Genomic DNA, 17,305 nt, shown 5'->3' with positions numbered 1-17,305 from the left:
ATTAAGCGCTGCTAAAGTCTTGCAAGACTTAAGTCTAATGAATATTTTTTACTCATGTTGCTGATGTTTTAGGCAAAATACAAATTTAAAAATTCAAAAATAAAATATAAAATACAATAACTTATAAAAAATTGATCAATATATAATTAGACTTTCATCTACATATTTTTTAAATAAATAATGATAATTCTTGCAGAATATTGGATTAATTTTTCGAAGCCCACTAATCTTTAGCTATCCCAACGGATCGTCGAAAATCTGAACAAGTCATTGAGGGTGTGATTTGAGCGGTTCGTTGCAGAAAAATCCTAATATTAATACAGGAATATATCATGACTACATACCAAACAGCGATTGATGCAATCCGCGAATTAAAAGCGAAATTCGGTAACACTTGGGCAGACATCAGTCCTGAAGATGCTGCGCGTATGCAACTTCAAAACCGTTTCAAAACTGGTTTAGACATTGCTAAATATACAGCGGCGATTATGCGTCGTGATATGGCTGCTTATGATGCCGACTCTAGCAAATACACTCAATCACTAGGCTGCTGGCACGGTTTCATCGCTCAGCAAAAAATGATTGCGAACAAAAAATACTTCGGTACAACTGAACGTCGCTATATCTACCTTTCTGGCTGGATGGTTGCTGCACTTCGTTCAGAATTCGGTCCTCTTCCTGACCAATCTATGCACGAAAAAACTTCTGTTCCTGCATTGATCGAAGAAATCTACACATTCTTACGTCAAGCTGATGCGAAAGAACTGAACGACCTGTTCCGCGCACTTAAAAAAGCTCAAGACGCTGGTGATACAGCTAAAGCTGCTGAAATCACTTCACAAATCGACAACTTCCAAACTCACGTTGTGCCAATCATTGCGGACATCGACGCTGGTTTCGGTAACGAAGAAGCGACTTACTTACTAGCTAAGAAAATGATCGAAGCGGGTGCTTGTGCACTTCAAATCGAAAACCAGGTTTCTGACGCGAAACAATGTGGTCACCAAGCTGGTAAAGTAACAGTTCCACACGAAGACTTCATCGCGAAAATCCACGCTCTTCGCTATGCATTCCTTGAAATGGGTCTTGACGACGGTATCATCGTTGCACGTACTGACTCTGAAGGCGCTGACTTGACTCAAAAAATCCCAGTGGTTAAAGAGCCAGGCGACATCGCTTCTCAATACATCAGCTACTTAGACACTCAAGAAATTGACATCTCTGAAGCGCAAGAAGACGAAATCCTGATCAAACGTGATGGTAAACTTCACCGTCCTAAACGTCTTGCTTCTGGCTTGTACCAGTTCCGTGAAGGCACTCAGATCGACCGCGTTGTACTTGACTGTATCACTAGCTTACAAAACGGTGCTGACCTTCTTTGGATCGAAACTGCGACTCCAAACGTAGCTGAAATCGCTCACATGGTTAACCGTGTACGTGAAGTTGTGCCAAATGCGAAACTTGTTTACAACAACTCTCCATCATTCAACTGGACACTGAACTTCCGTCAACAAGCGTATGACCGTTGGGTTGCTGAAGGTAAAGACGTATCTGCATACGACCGTGCTAAACTGATGAGCGCTGAGTACGACGATTCTGAATTGGCTGCTGAAGCTGACGAAAAAGTACGTACATTCCAAGCAGATGCTTCTCGTGAAGCAGGCGTGTTCCACCACTTGATCACTCTGCCTACTTACCACACAGCTGCTCTTTCTACTCACGAGCTTGCTCAAGGTTACTTCGGTTCTGAAGGTATGTTGGCGTATGTTGCTGGCGTACAACGTAAAGAAATCCGTGGCGGTATCGCTTGTGTGAAACACCAAGCAATGGCTGGTTCTGACATCGGTGATGACCACAAAGAAATCTTCGCTGGTGACAACGCGCTTAAAGCGGGTGACGATGCGAAAAACACAATGAACCAATTCTCTGCTTAATCAGCTCTGAATCGATTCTAAAAAAACCCTGCGCAAGCAGGGTTTTTTTATGCCTAAAATAAAAATAATAACCTTATAAATTGTTGAAATAGCTAGATGAAAGGCAAAATCTTCATATTTTCTTCATGATTCAATTTTATACATATTTTTCTGTGATCAAGCCTTGCATTCTCTAGGCCACTGCCTGAATATCCTTAAGCTGACTCAATAATGCAACGCTTTCCATAATTCATTAAATTCAAAGTGATTCAGACTTATGCTGTCTAAGTTTTTCATTCATCGTCCTATTTTTGCAGGTGTGCTGGCCATTGTAGTCATGGCCATTGGACTTTTTGCGGTGATGAATTTACCTGTTGAACGTTATCCGGATATTGCACCGCCTCGTATTACTGTGGCAACAACCTATACCGGTGCATCTGCAGAAACAGTAGAAGAAAGCGTGACCCAGGTGCTGGAACAGCAAATTAAAGGTATCGACCGCTTGCTGTATTTCAGCTCAAGCAGTGATTCCTCAGGTCGAAGCCGGATCAGCATCAGTTTTGAAAATGGTACCGATCCAGATACAGCACAAGTACAGGTTCAAAATGCGATTAACGGGGTTCTCAATCGTTTGCCAGATGATGTCCAGCGACAGGGCGTGAATGTCTTCAAATCTCTTGGCGATACCCATATGGTCATCGGTTTGTATGATGAGTCACGGCGTAGCAGCAATATTGAACTGTCTGATTATTTGACCACGCATCTGGAACAGGATATTTCCCGAATTGATGGCATTGGGGAAGTGGATGTTTTTGGTTCACAGTTCGCGATGCGCATCTGGCTGAATCCAGCAAAATTGAAACAATATAACCTGATGCCAAGTGATGTGCGGGCAGCGATTGAATCACAAAATACTCAAGTGGCAGCCGGCGCAATTGGTGACTTGCCAACAGTCGATGATCAGTATCTGAATGCCAAAGTCACATCAGGCAGCCGTTTAAAAACAGTCGAAGAATTTGAAAATATTATTGTGAAGTCTGCCCGGGATGGTAGCTTTATCTACTTAAAAGATGTTGCACGGGTTGAATTGGGTGCGGAAAATTATCAGTCATATAGCACCACCAACGGCTATCCTTCTGCCGGTCTGGGCATTTCACTGGCCTCCGGTGCCAATGCAATTGCGACGTCGAGTCTGATCAAGGCTGAAATCGAGCGACTCTCCCAGCAGTTGCCGGAAGGCTATAAAATTGCCTATCCGCGTGACAATACACCGTTTGTTAAAGAATCGATTAAAGAAGTCGTTAAAACTTTATTCGAGGCGGTCATTCTGGTCGTCATCGTGATGTTTATCTTCCTGCAAAACTGGCGTGCCACCTTAATTCCGACTGTAACTGTGCCTGTAGTTTTACTCGGAACCATGGCAGTACTTTATGTTTTGGGACTGAGTATTAATACGCTGACTTTGTTTGCCTTAGTACTGGCCATTGGCTTGCTGGTCGATGATGCCATTGTGGTGGTAGAGAACGTTGAACGTCTGATGCATGAGCAGCAGCTTACAGCCAAAGAAGCAGCGCTGGAATCCATGCAGGAAATCAGCGGCGCACTGATCGGGATTACCCTGGTTTTAACCGCGGTCTTTATTCCCATGGCATTTTTTGGTGGCTCAACCGGGGTGATCTATCGTCAGTTCTCGATTACGCTCGTGGCAGCGATGTCTCTGTCGCTGATGGTCGCACTGATTCTGACACCTGCACTTTGTGCGCTGATTCTAAAACCAAATCCAAAACCTGCCAAGTGGGCGAGTTGGTTTAACCAGAAACTGGATGGTTTGAAGCATCGTTATCTGAAAGTTTCTAATGTCACTCTACAACATAAGGCCATTAGTCTGGTGCTGTTTGCCGGATTGCTCTGCGTATTTGCTTTATTTTATCGCGCCTTACCCACCAGCTTTTTGCCGAGTGAAGACCAGGGTATTCTGAATCTGCAAATCCGGCTGCAGGAAGGCGCGCCAATGAAAAACACCATTCAGGTCGGTGAGCAGATTCGTCAGTATTTTCTGGAAGAAGAAAAGGACAATATCGACTTGGTCATGCTACGTTATGGCCGTAACTTCTCAGGTACAGGTCAGAACCTGGCGACCGGTTTTGTTGCCTTGAAGCATTGGGATGACCGTGCTGGAGAAGAAAATACCGCGCAGGCGATTCGTGAACGTGCTATGAAGCATTTTCGCAGTAACCGCGATGCTCAAGTCAATATCAGCATGCCGGCTTCAGTGAATGGTTTAGGGCAAACCGACGGCCTGGATTTCTGGATTCGTGATATTAACGGTAATGGCCGTCAGTATCTGGAAGAGCAGTTCCAGAATATGCAGGCTGGAGCAGCTCAATATAGTAGCTTTGAAAATCTGGATAAGCGTTCCAATCCGGAAAAAGCCGAACTGAAAGTCAATATTGACCAGAAACAGGCGATGGCCAATGGTCTGAGTCAATCCGCAATCAACAGTACGCTTTCAGCGGCCTGGGGGGGTAATTATATTAATGACTTTATTGATCGTGGCCGGATTAAACGGGTGATTATGCAGGGCGATGCAGAATTCCGTTCCAAACCTGAAGATCTGGCGCAATGGCATGTACGTAATGACCTGAACGAGATGGTGCCTTTCAGTAATTTCGCTCAGGTGGACTGGAGTGGTGGTCCTGAGGTGGTCAACCGTTTTATGGGCTATACTTCGCTGCAAATGCAAGCGGATATGGTCAAAGGTTCCAGTTCTGGTGAAGCGATGCAAGATGTTGAAAATCTGGTGGCAGAACAGGATGGCATTGACGTGGTCTGGAGCGGTTTATCCTTTGAGGAAAAACAATCCAGTAATCAGGCAATCTGGTTATATCTGGTGTCGATTGGTTTCATTTTCCTGTGCCTGGCCGCTTTATATGAAAGCTGGACGATTCCGACTGCGGTCATGTCCGCTATTCCTCTAGGGATTGGTGGGAATATCATTTTTAGTTTTCTGGCAGATTTTCCGAATGATATTTACTTCCAGATTGCTTTGCTGACCACGATTGGTCTGTCCTGTAAGAATGCAATTTTAATCGTAGAGTTTGCGGCATTGGCTCAGGAAAAAGGTAAATCGGTAGTTGAAGCTGCACTTGAAGGTGCTTCACTGCGCTTGCGCCCAATCCTGATGACATCTCTGGCCTTTGGTGCTGGGATTCTGCCACTGGTCTTTGCTTTTGGTGCTGGTGCAGCCAGTCGTCGTGAGATTGGAATCAGTGTTTTTGGTGGAGTGATCTTTGGAACGATACTGGTGCTAATTTTTATTCCATTTATGTACGTTTTAATTCGCCAAATGACGATGAAGAAATCACATACATAATATCAATTGAGAATATAGCATTCTAAAATCCCCGTTATAACGGGGATTTTTTTATCGGAATTAAAGAGTTAAAGATTGGCTTAAATTTAAGCATGGTGTGAAAATTGCTATAGAAATCATCTATTCATGGCGTGTGCATCCTAAAGATGCATTTGATGGGGATTTCTGATTTATGTTGTCGCGCTTTTTTATTTATCGTCCCAAGTTTGCAGCGGTCATTGCAATTTTAATGATGGCCCTTGGGGTATTTGCACTTCAAAAAATTCCCATTGAACATATGCCAAATATGGATACGCCAGCTTTAGGCGTTTCCGCAGGTTATCGTGGTGCATCGGCTGAAACAGTTGAGCAATCGGTGACCCAGATTCTGGAACAGGCGGTAAAAGGCATTGAAGGTCTGGAAACTTTTCACTCCAGCAGTTCGGTGGGACGGGCCCAACTTACGCTGCAATTTGAGCCAGGAGTCGATCTTGATCAAGCCCAGTTACAGGTTCAAAACGCCGTGAATGGTGTATTGAGCCGCTTACCTGAAGAAACGCAGCAGGGCGGAGTCAATGTTTATAAATCAGGGTATGACCAGTTTGCACTGTTAAGTTTATATGATGAGAGTGGACAGAGTAGTGTTACCGAACTTTCCGATTATTTGATGGTACATGTGGAACCGCGTTTATCACGTATTGAAGGGGTAGGGGAAATAGACCTGTACGGTGCAGGTTATGCCATGCGGATCTGGCTAAATCCGCATAAGTTGCATCAGTTTAACCTGATGCCAAGCGATATCCGCAATGCCATTGAAACTCAAAACGCACCGCTGGCTTCAGGCGCAATTGGTGGTTTGCCAACCATGCAGGATCAATATCTCAATGCCAAGGTCAGTGCGGGTTCACGTTTAAGCAGTGTGAAAGAATTTGAGAATATTATTGTTAAAACCACGGATTCCGGTTCATTGCTGTACTTAAAAGATGTGGCACGGGTAGAACTAGGTGCAGAAAGTTATAACCACATTAACTATACCAACGGACAGCTCTCTTCAGCTTTATCGATTACTTTGGCGCCGCGGAGTAATGCCATTGCCGTGTCCAAACAGAATCAAAACGTATTAAAAAACGCTCAGGCCAATTTGCCACCGCACTATCAGTTGCAAATGACCATGGATAAAACTCCATTTATCACCAGCTCAATTGAACAGGTAGCTAAAACTCTGGTTGAAGCCATTATTCTGGTCATTGTGGTGATGTTTATCTTCCTGCAAAACTGGCGTGCCACGATTATTCCGGCCGTTACGATTCCGATTGTGGTTTTGGCGACCTTTGCAGTGCTGTATGTCTTGGATATGACTCTGAATAGTTTTACCTTATTTGCCCTGATTTTAGCCATTGGTCTGCTAGTCGATGATGCCATTGTAGTGGTGGAAAATATTGAACGCCTGATGCAGGACGAACATCTGGATGCCAAAGCGGCTGCCTTAAAATCCATGCAGGAAATGAGTGGAGCACTGGTCGGTATTACGCTGGTACTTACTGCAGTATTTATCCCGATGGCTTTCTTTGGCAGTATTACTGGGGTGATTTATCGTCAATTTTCCCTCACTTTGGTAGTGGCGATGTTGCTGTCTTTATTCGTGGCCTTGGTCATTACCCCAACATTTGCGGCACAGTTATTGAAACGCAAACATCATCAGGCTCGCTGGGCACAGCGCTTTAACCATGGCATGGATCAGCTCAATGCCGGTTATCAAAAAGTTTCAGCTCGGAGCATGCGATTGAAATTCACGATGTTGGCACTGTTTGGTGTGTGCATAATGAGCTTCGGCTGGGTATATAAGCATTTGCCGGAAGGCTTGATGCCCACGGAAGACATGGGCTTTGTCATGGGGCAGATCGTCATGCCGGGCAATGCACCGCGTACAGAAGTCGAAAAAGTCGGGCGTGAAGTACAAGATTATTTGATGAAACACGAATCGGAACGCATTCAGAGTGTAGGTGTCTGGTATAGCGGCAACAACGTCGGTGTAGGCTCGTATCGTGGGCAGCTCTTTGTGGTATTAAAAGACTGGGCTGAGCGCAAAAATCCTGAAGATTCAGTCTTTGCTATTGTCGATCGAGCACAGAAACACTTTGCCAATCATGCCAATGCCCAAATTTTCTTTATGGCGCCGCGCCTTCCATGTCGAGTAATGGTCGTGTAGTCGATTTCTGGTTGCAAGACCTGGATTATAAAGGAGCTGAATTTTTACAGGAGGCATTTGGCCAGATTGAAGCGCGTGCCCAAGGCAAATCATCGATTGAATTTTTACAGCTGGACCAACCCAAAGAAAGTGCTGAGCTGAATATCAAACTTGATGCAGAACGCGTGTTAAAGCATTCCATTCCTCAGCAAAATGTAAACAGTACTTTGGCTGCAGCGTGGGGTGGAACTTACATCAATGACTTTATTGATCGCGGGCAGATTAAACGTGTGATTATGCAGGGTGAAGCAGAATACCGTTCCAAACCTGAAGATCTGGCCTTCTGGCATGTACGCAATCAAAAAGGTGAAATGCTGTCGTTTAACCAGTTTAGCAGTCTGAATTGGCAGGGCGGGCCAAACAGTATTAACCGCTATATGGGCTATAACGCTGTTCCAGTCTATGCCGGGATTCCAAAGGACAAGTTTTCCAGTCAGACCATGCAGGATGTTGAAGCATTGGTAGATGCCCAGGAAGGTGTGAATCTGGCTTGGAGCGGAGCCGCATTGGAAGAAAAGCGCAGCAGCGGTCAGGCGATTTTCCTGTATGTGATTTCGATTGCCTTTATTTTCCTGTGTTTAACCGCTTTATATGAAAGTTGGACCATTCCTGTGGCCGTGATCAGTGCCATTCCATTGGGCGTAGGTGGCAGTATCTTATTTTGCTGGATCTTTGGTTTCGCCAATGACATCTTTTTTCATATTGCCTTGCTGACGACGATTGGTCTGTCCTGTAAAAATGCCATTCTGATTGTGGAGTTTGCTGCACAGGCAGAGAAAGCAGGAAAAACAGCTATAGCTGCAGCCTTAGAAGGAGCAAGTTTGCGCTTACGGCCGATTCTCATGACCTCTATTGCTTTTGCTGCGGGAGTGATTCCTTTGATTTTTGCTTCTGGGGTCAGTGCGATCAGCCGTCAGGAAATTGGTGCCAGCGTTTTGGGCGGGGTCATTTTTGCAACTATTTTGGTATTATTCTTTATCCCGTTTATGTATGTGTTAATCCGAAACCTGTTTCGTGTCAAAGCAACAAATAAAGTTATACAAATCAATCAGGAAAATGAGGAATACTCACTCTAGGGCGGGTATGTTTCATACCTGCATGGAATGATGGTAGGGAAATGCAGTACCAAGAAAAAATACAGCAACTTCATGAGACTCTGCTGACAGGGGAAAATAATATTCATCAGCTTCTACAAAAGCTAAATATTGCCGATCAGGCCAGAATTTTGTCTGAGCTTGGACCAGCAGAACGCTGTCACCATTTCAAGCAGCTGGAACGTCAGGCAGAAGTACTGGAGTACTTACCACTGGCCATGCAAATCCAGCTGGCCTATCAATTTCCTCTGGAGCAACTGGCCAGTCTGATGGATGCCATGCATTCCGATGACTTCATTGATTTATACAAGCAGATGCCCTGTGAAGTACAGCAGCAGTTACTTGGCAAATTATCTACCCAGTCGCTACAAACCCTGCGAGAGCTGCATGCTTATCCGGAAGAAACAGCCGGTGCATTAATGAGTTCAGACTTCGTCACGCTTGCTCCCGAACTGAGCATGACGGAGGCGATTGAAACGCTACGTGATATTGCGGGGAATCATGACACTTTATATCTGATCTATATCGTGGATGAGAAACAGCATCTGCTCGGTGTGATTTCCTTGCGACAAATTATTCAAGCACGGCCGGATGCCACCATTAATGAGGTCATGACCACAGATGTGGTCTATGCCACAGTGGATGAGGATCAGGAGCAGGTCGCCCGTACCTTGGCCTATTATGATTTTATTGCCTTGCCAGTGGTCGACGCGACCCAGAAGCTGGTCGGGATTATTACCTATGATGATGCCATGGATATTGCAGAGGCAGAAAGTACTGAAGATATTTTAAAATCCGGTGCAGTGACGCCTTTGAATGAACTGAGTCTGAAAACCGCACCGATTCTCAGATTGTATCAAAAACGGGTATTCTGGCTGGTCATTCTGGTGTTTGGCAGTCTGCTCTCCGGAATCGGAATTGCCCATTTTGAAGATATTATTTCCACCCATATTGTGCTGGTATTTTTCTTGCCATTGTTGGTGGGAAGCGGCGGGAATGCTGGTTCGCAATCTGCCACCTTGATGGTGCGTGCCTTGGCAACAGGCAATGTGCAGTTTAAGGACTGGTTTAGCCTGCTGGGTCGTGAATCCCTGGTTGCGTTATGTCTGGGTGGAACGATGGCCATTGCTGTATCAATCTTGGGTTATATTCGAGGTGACTGGATGGTCGCCATCGTACTTGCTTTAAGTATGTTAGGTATTGTGCTGATGGGCTGTCTGATTGGCATGAGTTTACCCTTTATTCTCAACAAGCTGAAAATGGACCCAGCCAGTGCATCAGCACCGCTGGTAACGTCGATTTGTGATGCCACTGGGGTGATTATTTACTTGTTTATTGCCTCTCAATTATTGTTTTAAATACCTAGCAATTACAGCTTAAATAGAAAAAATACTTTATGCTCAATTACATCAGCTTCATTTCTGGAAGAACCTATGCCTGATCCCGGACAAAAAAATAAATTGAGCCAACAGGATGTCATTCGTCTGGAGCGGGATCTGGCCAAGTTTGCCAATATGATGGATTCGGTGGTACGGATTCCATTTACCAAGCAGGGCGTCGGGGCAGATGCTGCTTTGAGTACCATTCCGGTAGCTGGAGATATCGCAGGTTTTGTATTGACCAGTTATGCGATTTATAAAGCCCGTCAGATCGGGGTGCCAAGTGAAAAATTAAAGCCAGTCCTGAAAATGGCCGTCATGGATGCTGTGGTCGGCTTTATTCCTGTAGCAGGAACAATATTTGATATTTTTATTCGTCCTAGCCGTAAGGCACTGGATATTGTGCATCAGCATATCCGGGACGAATACCAGATCCGTACCGATCATCATGTGGTACATCCATTTCTGCATGAAAGTTTGGAACGCAGACAACAGCAATCTGCTTTCTGGCGTAATCCTGTGGTGGCCTGGATCTGGATTCATCTACCAGATATCTTAGGAACTTTCTTTTTGATTCTGTTAATTATGGCCATTGGCTGGGGCACAATGCAGCTCTTTCAATGGTTTAAAGCCTGAAGGTTTATAAACCTAAACTTAATAAAAAAGCCTGCAAATGCAGGCTTTTTTCTATCAAGCAATCAATGCGTTGCTTAAGGGCAATCGAGTTGTTGCAAAGCAGCAACACGTTGTTCAATCGTTGGGTGAGTCTGGAACAGTGCCGCCAGACTAAAACCTTGTTCCTGACCAGCAGAAATTGCAAAGGCTTTCATTTCTTTCGGCATAGTATCCGGCATTTCTGATTCCGCCTGTAAACGTAATAACGCTGAAATCATCGCCTGTTTACCTGCCAAACGTGCACCTGCTTCATCAGCACGATACTCACGGTAGCGTGAGAACCACAGCACGATCGCTGAAGCCATAATACCAAATACGATATCCAGCACAATGGTAATCACAAAATAGCCAATACCCGGTGCCTCACCTTCTTCACGACCGAAGATCGTACGGTCTACAAAGTCGCCAACTACACGGGCAAAGAACATGACAAATGCGTTGACTACACCTTGGATCAAGGCCAGTGTCACCATATCGCCATTGGCAACGTGACCAATCTCGTGTGCCAGTACCGCACGAAGTTCGTCTTTATTCATGCGTTCAAGCAGACCCGTGGACACAGACACGAGCGCATCGTTCTTGTTCCAGCCTGTTGCAAAGGCATTTGACTGATAAGATGGGAAAATACCCACTTCCGGCATTTTAATGCCAGCGCGCTGAGAAAGTTGCGCAACTTCTTGTAATAACCATGCTTCTGCCTGGTTACGAGGGGCATTTGGGTCAATCAGTTCAGTACCGGTTGTTTTTTTCGCCATCCATTTAGACATGAACAGGGAAATCAGTGATCCCACCATACCGAACACAAAACAGATCACCAACAGGTTGCCTAGATTCAAGCCACCCGCGCCATGGTAACTACCGACACCGAAGAGTGACAGGATAATGCCAGCTACAACCAGTACCGCGAGGTTGGTTAGCAAGAACAAACCAATCCGCATCATTGAGAAATCCTCTTATTATAAAAAAATAATCTGATTAGCAAATGAAAATCATTGAAATCAATATGGGGTGAAATGACTAAAAATTCAAGAAAAAAATGGCCCTAGATCACAAAACACAGCTTTATTTTTTGCTGCATTTTCGCTAAGGCTATTTAGAATCAAATGATTTTGATTTATTTATTCACTCAAATAAATTTTAGCTGCTGCTGTTGCATTTGCCGTTGCATAAGAACCCATCGGTGCATCGGTATAACTGCCATCAGCATTCATAATAATCTGACGCTGATACTTGGCTGCCTGGATATGCGAAGTGCTGCTGCTATCATTGGAGTAATTTGCTGAACTGGCAATGATGCGGCCTTCACTGGGTGAAGTGCTAGACGGGGTTGTGCTTGCACTCAGGCCATGAGTATACAGATTTTGATAACGGCTGGTCACACGGCGCACATAATCTTGAGTCTCCCGGAAAGGCGGGATTCCACCATATTTGCTGACATTGCCTTCACCGGCATTATAGCCCGCCAGTGCCAGGCTGATATTGCCATTAAAACGCTTTAATAACCAGGCCAGATATTTAGCACCCGCCATAATGTTCTGATGAGGATCATAGGCATTGCTGACATTAAAGCGACGTGCTGTGGCCGGCATCAGCTGCATCAAACCTTGTGCACCCACAGGGGAGCGGGCATGGGTATTAAAGCCGGATTCAGTATGCATGACTGCTTTAATTAAACCTTCAGACACACCATAAGTCTGGGCGGCCTGACGAATGATCGAATCAAAAGCATTCTTATTCTTGCTATAGCTAGGCAAAACCGACGACTCGCTGCTGCCCCAGTTACTATAGCTATGAATATTGCTATCCGGATAATAAGTCTTCTTTTCCACCTGAAGATGATTATAACGGCTCTTCTTATTGGTCAATAAGGTACTGCCGTTTTTATCACGCAACTGATAGATGGTTTCACCGGCATACACCAAATGACTGCAGCCCAGCATAAGCAAGCTACCGATCAGTTGACACCCCAAGAAATACGTCTTTATTTTCATTGTTTATATTTGATAAATAATAAGCTAGAAAAATTCATGGATGAGTTTAACAAAAAATTACGTAATGCACAGCCTTATACGCTGCATTTATAAACGAGTATGTAAACGGGAACAGCTGTCAATATTTTGAACATTAAAATATTTTTTTTATTTAATTTAAAACCTTAGGGTTGACAGCTTTAAGTTATTGATTTTAATAATAAAATAAATTGATCAAAAAATGATCAATTTAAAGAAAAGCCTTAAATTTTGAGGTGAACAAGTTGTCAAGTCCATTTCAATCCACAAAGTTATCCACAGCTTTTGTGGACAACTGTGGAAAAGTCCAAAAGATAAGCATCTCGCTTAAAAATTGAACTAAATCGTTCAATATATCAATCTAAATAAAACATGAAAATGAAACTAATATGGCATTTGTATGAAAATAAATTCTTTTGATGCGATACGGAACCGAATCAGCTAAAATTGCGCGGTATTTCTATTTATGGGTTATTCTCGTCTATGTACTCGCCAGTTGAATCCGAGCAAGGATTTAATTTCAAACCTGAACTGCCAACAAGCTCTGCCTACTACCGTTTGTTGAAGAAGCTTCGCCGCCAGGTCGGACATGCCATTCGCGACTTCAAGATGATTGAAGACGGCGACAAGGTCATGGTGTGTATTTCTGGTGGTAAAGACAGTTATACCTTGCTTGATATCCTGCTTCAGTTTAAACGCATTGCACCGATCAACTTTGATGTAGTGGCGGTTAACTTGGATCAAAAACAGCCCGGTTTCCCGGAAGATGTATTACCGCGTTATTTAGAAGAAAATAACATTCCGTATTACATCTTGGAAAAAGATACCTACAGCATTACCAAAAAACTGACACCGGAAGGCAAGACTTACTGTGCAGTATGTTCACGTCTGCGCCGTGGTTCTTTGTACGGTTTTGCTCAGGAAATTGGGGCGACTAAAGTGGCGCTGGGTCATCACCGTGATGATATTCTGGCAACATTCTTCCTGAACCTGTTCCATGGTGGCAGCCTGAAAGCCATGCCGCCAAAACTGCTGTCTTCTGACAAAAAGAACATTCTGATTCGTCCATTGGCCTATGTGGAAGAAAAAGACATCATCAAATATGCACAGATGCGTCAATTTCCAATTATTCCATGTAATTTATGTGGCTCTCAGGAAAATCTTCAACGTGCCATTATCAATGACATGTTACGTGAATGGGACAATGCGCATCCAAAACGTCTGCACAGCATCTTTGGTGCCTTGCAAAATGTTTCACCATCTCAGTTAGTTGACCGTGAATTATTCGACTTTGAAATTCTGGATAGCCAGCGCGAATTCGATTTCAAAGGCAGCAGCTGTTCAACTGAAGAGGCGGTAGAAGGTGAGAACCGCCGCATCAATATGGTCAATCTGGGCTTTGCAGCAGACTAATCGACCTATATGAAGTTAAGCCGATACAGGTATGGGCTACGGCCGATGCCTGAATCAAAAATAACGTAAGATAAGAACTACAAAAATTGAACGGTGCGTACAAAATTCGTTAGCCTTTGCCATAATGATCATGTTATAACAAGTCACAAGCATAATAGCTTCAACCTGATGTCGTCTGGATAGTCGACACAAATGAATAAATAAATTGAGGAAAGATCATGCCTGCTTTTTTAACTGATGATTGGTTTTCGACTGTAGACACGCTCACTGCACAAGCTGGTGATTTGGATTTGCCACCTGCTTTGGCAAATCTGGCAATTAATTTGGTCGTTGCAGACACTACAGGTAATACAGAATTATCTTTGGAAGGTGGCGCGATTAAAAAAGGTTTGTCTCCAAATGCAAAAACAACATTGAACATGGACGGCGAAACCTTACGTAAAGTTTTCCTTGAGTTTGATATGGCGGCTGCAATGCAAGCCTTCATGACAGGTAAAATCAAGGTGCAAGGCGACATGTCTCAATTAATGGCATTGCAAACAGCGAAGCCAAGCCAAGCACAAAAAGACCTATTCAAGAAAGTTCTTGAAAATACCACAGCTTAATAGTTTTGATCTAAGAAGCTGAAGTAATAAAAAAAGCTTACCCTGAGGTAAGCTTTTTTTATGGCTGAATATCTAGGTTCGAATTGATCAAGCTTAAATATTCACTAGCTGTGGGGTGGTCTTGATGTGTTCTAGATAGGCACGGATACGGGTCACGTATTGCAGGGCCTGACGGTAACGACCATTATTAGCTTTATTCCGTTCCAGATAAGCATACAGGTTTACCCAGTTATTCGGATTCTTGCCTTGGGCCTGAATACGTTTTTGCAGCTGATTTACAGCACCTGGGCCCATGTTATAGGCAACCAAAGCAAACCAGTTACGATCCGGATAAGGGATATGTTCATAACGGCTCAGCATCTGGTCATAGTATTTGGCACCCCCATTAATACTTTCGCCTGGATCTGTCCGGTTACTAACCCCCATCGCTTTTGCGGTAGAGCTTGTGAGCATCATCAGACCGCGGACACCGGTGGGAGATACGGAGTTTGGCTTTAGATAGGATTCCTGGTAACCGATCGCGGCGAGCAGGTGCCAATCCAGATCGTACTGCTGAGCAGATTTCTGGAAGCTCGCCTTGTATGTGGGGAGGCGCTGGTTCAGGTCCTGTTGAATTTCATCCCAAGAATGTTCTTCTACCACATTCTGATTGTAGAAGGATGCAAGCTGCTTGATCGCACCGCTTTGTTTGCCTTGACAGACAAAAGCACTAGCGGTTTGACTTAAAGGGTCGCTGGCTGATTTAAATACCAGATTCAGATTGGCATTCAGTCCATTACTGGCCAGTGAAGACTCATCACCACAAGTGGCAGAAAAAGCCGTTAAACGCTGTTGTTCAATCGTACCCAGATCAGTGGTGGTCATGGCCAGGTTGGCTTTGCCCTGCGCTACCCATTTCAGGGCCGTGGCATTATCCGGAACAGTTTTAAAATCCAGCTTAACATTCAGGCTGTTGGCATAGTTACGAACCAGGTCATAACCAAAGCCATGCTGATGTTGTCCATCCTGAAACACTGTCGTTGGACTTTGAACTGCGACGACGGTGAGTTTGTTGCTATTGACCACATGATCATATTGAAGTGTGGTTTTAGTGGCATTGATACTATGAAAGGGGATAAGTGCCGTACTCAGTACCAGTGCTTTTACAGGGAGAGAAGAGATAAAAGAGCTAAGGCAAAGCCTCGACCCAGTGGTTGAACTACTGTGCATGTTGTCTCCGCTACAAGTAATTTATGCCCTAAAAATCACAGCCAATACTAGCCAGAAACTTTTAAAAGTTTGATAAATTCAATAAGGGTTGGGCAGTCATGACGTCATTCAAAAATGACTAAATTGATCGGGAAATATGTAGAAAAACTACATAGATTAAAAAATAAGCGATTCCAAAAGTAGGGTGCATATTAAAGATCAAAAAATGAATTGTCAAATTTTGTACATAATTTATTTTTTAAATGTAATTTAAGTTATTAAATTTATTGAAGAAAAAAATTGCATATTCTGGCTTGTCCTAAAACTCCAAATAAAATAAGCTCTTAATGTCTAAAAACTGGTTCAAAATTGGCAATTAAAACACATGAAATCTAACCTGATTACCCGTGGTGGACACGACAAATTGGTGGCAGAACTTAAAAATCTCTGGCATGAAGAACGTCCTGAAATTACCATAAAAGTGAACTGGGCAGCCAGTCTCGGCGACCGTTCGGAAAACGCAGATTACCAGTATAACAAACAGCTTTTACGTAAAATTGATCGTCGGGTTCGTTATCTAGGCAAGCGTTTGGAAGAGCTGCGAATTGTCGATTTTTCTCCTGAACAGGAAGGCAAAGTTTATTTTGGTGCCTGGGTCGAAATTGAAAATGAACAGGGTGAGCAGAAGAGTCTTCGGATTGTGGGTGTCGATGAAATTTATGATCATCATCCGCAGCATATTTCGATTGATTCACCCATGGCACGTGCCCTGTTAGGCAAGTCAGTGGATGATGAAGCTGAGGTGATGACACCATCCGGCAAGAAACTCTGGTTTATCAATTCAATTCGCTATGAAAAGCCAGAAAATTCAGAAGATTAATGAAATTGATTTTATTTTGTGCAGTTGATGCAGAGAAATTGGAAAAATATTTGCCAAGCGCAATTTTTATTTATATGATGGCGGCCATGGAAGCGTGGCAGAGCGGTTTAATGCACCGGTCTTGAAAACCGACGAGGGCTTATACCCCTCCGTGAGTTCGAATCTCACCGCTTCCGCCAGATACGAAAAACCCCGATCATTGATCGGGGTTTTTATTTTTAACTCATTAAAATGATTTTAAATTTTCATTGTTCAAAATGATGTAAATATAGGGATTAAATTTCATCCTTAAAATAAAAATATCAGCACCAAGATTCTGTGTATAAAATTTTATCTACTCTAAAATTTTCGTCTGATTTTTAACTGAATGAACTGATTTTTACAGAAGTTTTGCGAAAATTTATTGCCAAGAAACAGAAATATTTATATGATGGCGGCCATGGAAGCGTGGCAGAGCGGTTTAATGCACCGGTCTTGAAAACCGACGAGGGCTTATACCCCTCCGTGAGTTCGAATCTCACCGCTTCCGCCAGATACGAAAAACCCCGA

General features: G+C 43.7%; 10 protein-coding genes, 2 tRNA genes and 1 pseudogene. 10 read left to right on the top strand and 3 right to left on the bottom strand.

The genetic code is table 11. The features are described 5' to 3' along the window. Positions 1–332 precede the first annotated feature (332 nt). From FTU00_RS03415 to FTU00_RS03395, 5 genes and pseudogenes are all read left to right on the top strand, one after another. A complete protein-coding gene (locus FTU00_RS03415; RefSeq protein ID WP_159123482.1) occupies positions 333–1,934 on the top strand; it encodes an isocitrate lyase in 1,602 nt (533 codons plus the stop codon). Between the two features lie 256 nt (positions 1,935–2,190). Next, a complete protein-coding gene (locus FTU00_RS03410; RefSeq protein WP_180179095.1) occupies positions 2,191–5,286 on the top strand; it encodes a multidrug efflux RND transporter permease subunit in 3,096 nt (1,031 codons plus the stop codon). 172 nt (positions 5,287–5,458) lie between these two features. Beyond that, positions 5,459–8,589: pseudogene (locus FTU00_RS03405) on the top strand (efflux RND transporter permease subunit). 41 nt (positions 8,590–8,630) lie between these two features. Then, the gene (mgtE, locus tag FTU00_RS03400) at positions 8,631–9,965 is read left to right on the top strand and encodes a magnesium transporter (protein WP_159123485.1); all 1,335 of its coding nucleotides are present in this window, start codon (positions 8,631–8,633) and stop codon (positions 9,963–9,965) included. Between the two features lie 75 nt (positions 9,966–10,040). Beyond that, complete coding sequence (locus FTU00_RS03395) at positions 10,041–10,622, top strand: DUF4112 domain-containing protein (protein ID WP_005236796.1); 582 nt, start codon at positions 10,041–10,043, stop codon at positions 10,620–10,622. A 74-nt stretch (positions 10,623–10,696) separates the two neighbouring features. Here the strand turns inward: FTU00_RS03395 and htpX are convergent, their stop codons facing one another. Then, positions 10,697–11,602: a protease HtpX gene (gene htpX, locus FTU00_RS03390; protein ID WP_166137792.1), complete on the bottom strand. Its 906-nt coding sequence runs from the start codon at positions 11,600–11,602 to the stop codon at positions 10,697–10,699. A 177-nt stretch (positions 11,603–11,779) separates the two neighbouring features. Continuing rightward, the gene (locus FTU00_RS03385) at positions 11,780–12,652 is read right to left on the bottom strand and encodes a lytic transglycosylase domain-containing protein (RefSeq protein WP_218951755.1); all 873 of its coding nucleotides are present in this window, start codon (positions 12,650–12,652) and stop codon (positions 11,780–11,782) included. 501 nt (positions 12,653–13,153) lie between these two features. Here FTU00_RS03385 and ttcA point away from each other — a divergent pair. Both ttcA and FTU00_RS03375 read left to right on the top strand, forming a co-directional pair. Beyond that, positions 13,154–14,083: a tRNA 2-thiocytidine(32) synthetase TtcA gene (ttcA, locus tag FTU00_RS03380; protein ID WP_004784760.1), complete on the top strand. Its 930-nt coding sequence runs from the start codon at positions 13,154–13,156 to the stop codon at positions 14,081–14,083. Between the two features lie 218 nt (positions 14,084–14,301). Beyond that, positions 14,302–14,688, top strand: coding sequence for an SCP2 sterol-binding domain-containing protein (locus tag FTU00_RS03375; RefSeq protein ID WP_004784757.1), 387 nt, complete (start codon positions 14,302–14,304; stop codon positions 14,686–14,688). A 93-nt stretch (positions 14,689–14,781) separates the two neighbouring features. On the opposite strand, the gene FTU00_RS03370 is transcribed toward FTU00_RS03375, so the two are convergent. Further along, the gene (locus tag FTU00_RS03370; protein WP_180179094.1) at positions 14,782–15,897 is read right to left on the bottom strand and encodes a transglycosylase SLT domain-containing protein; all 1,116 of its coding nucleotides are present in this window, start codon (positions 15,895–15,897) and stop codon (positions 14,782–14,784) included. A gap of 364 nt (positions 15,898–16,261) precedes the next feature. Between FTU00_RS03370 and greB the strand changes: the two genes are divergently transcribed. The 3 genes from greB to FTU00_RS03355 all read left to right on the top strand — a co-directional run bounded on the left by greB (position 16,262) and on the right by FTU00_RS03355 (position 17,288). Next, positions 16,262–16,756, top strand: a complete 495-nt coding sequence (greB, locus tag FTU00_RS03365) for a transcription elongation factor GreB (protein ID WP_180179093.1) — start codon at positions 16,262–16,264, stop codon at positions 16,754–16,756. An 88-nt stretch (positions 16,757–16,844) separates the two neighbouring features. Continuing rightward, positions 16,845–16,935 (top strand) — tRNA-Ser (locus FTU00_RS03360). 262 nt (positions 16,936–17,197) lie between these two features. After that, positions 17,198–17,288: transfer RNA gene (locus tag FTU00_RS03355), tRNA-Ser, on the top strand. Positions 17,289–17,305 lie beyond the last annotated feature (17 nt).

It is taken from the genome of Acinetobacter sp. YH12041 (genome assembly GCF_013419975.1).
Taxonomy (GTDB): Bacteria; Pseudomonadota; Gammaproteobacteria; order Pseudomonadales; family Moraxellaceae; genus Acinetobacter.
This window is presented reverse-complemented; position numbering and strand designations above follow the sequence as displayed.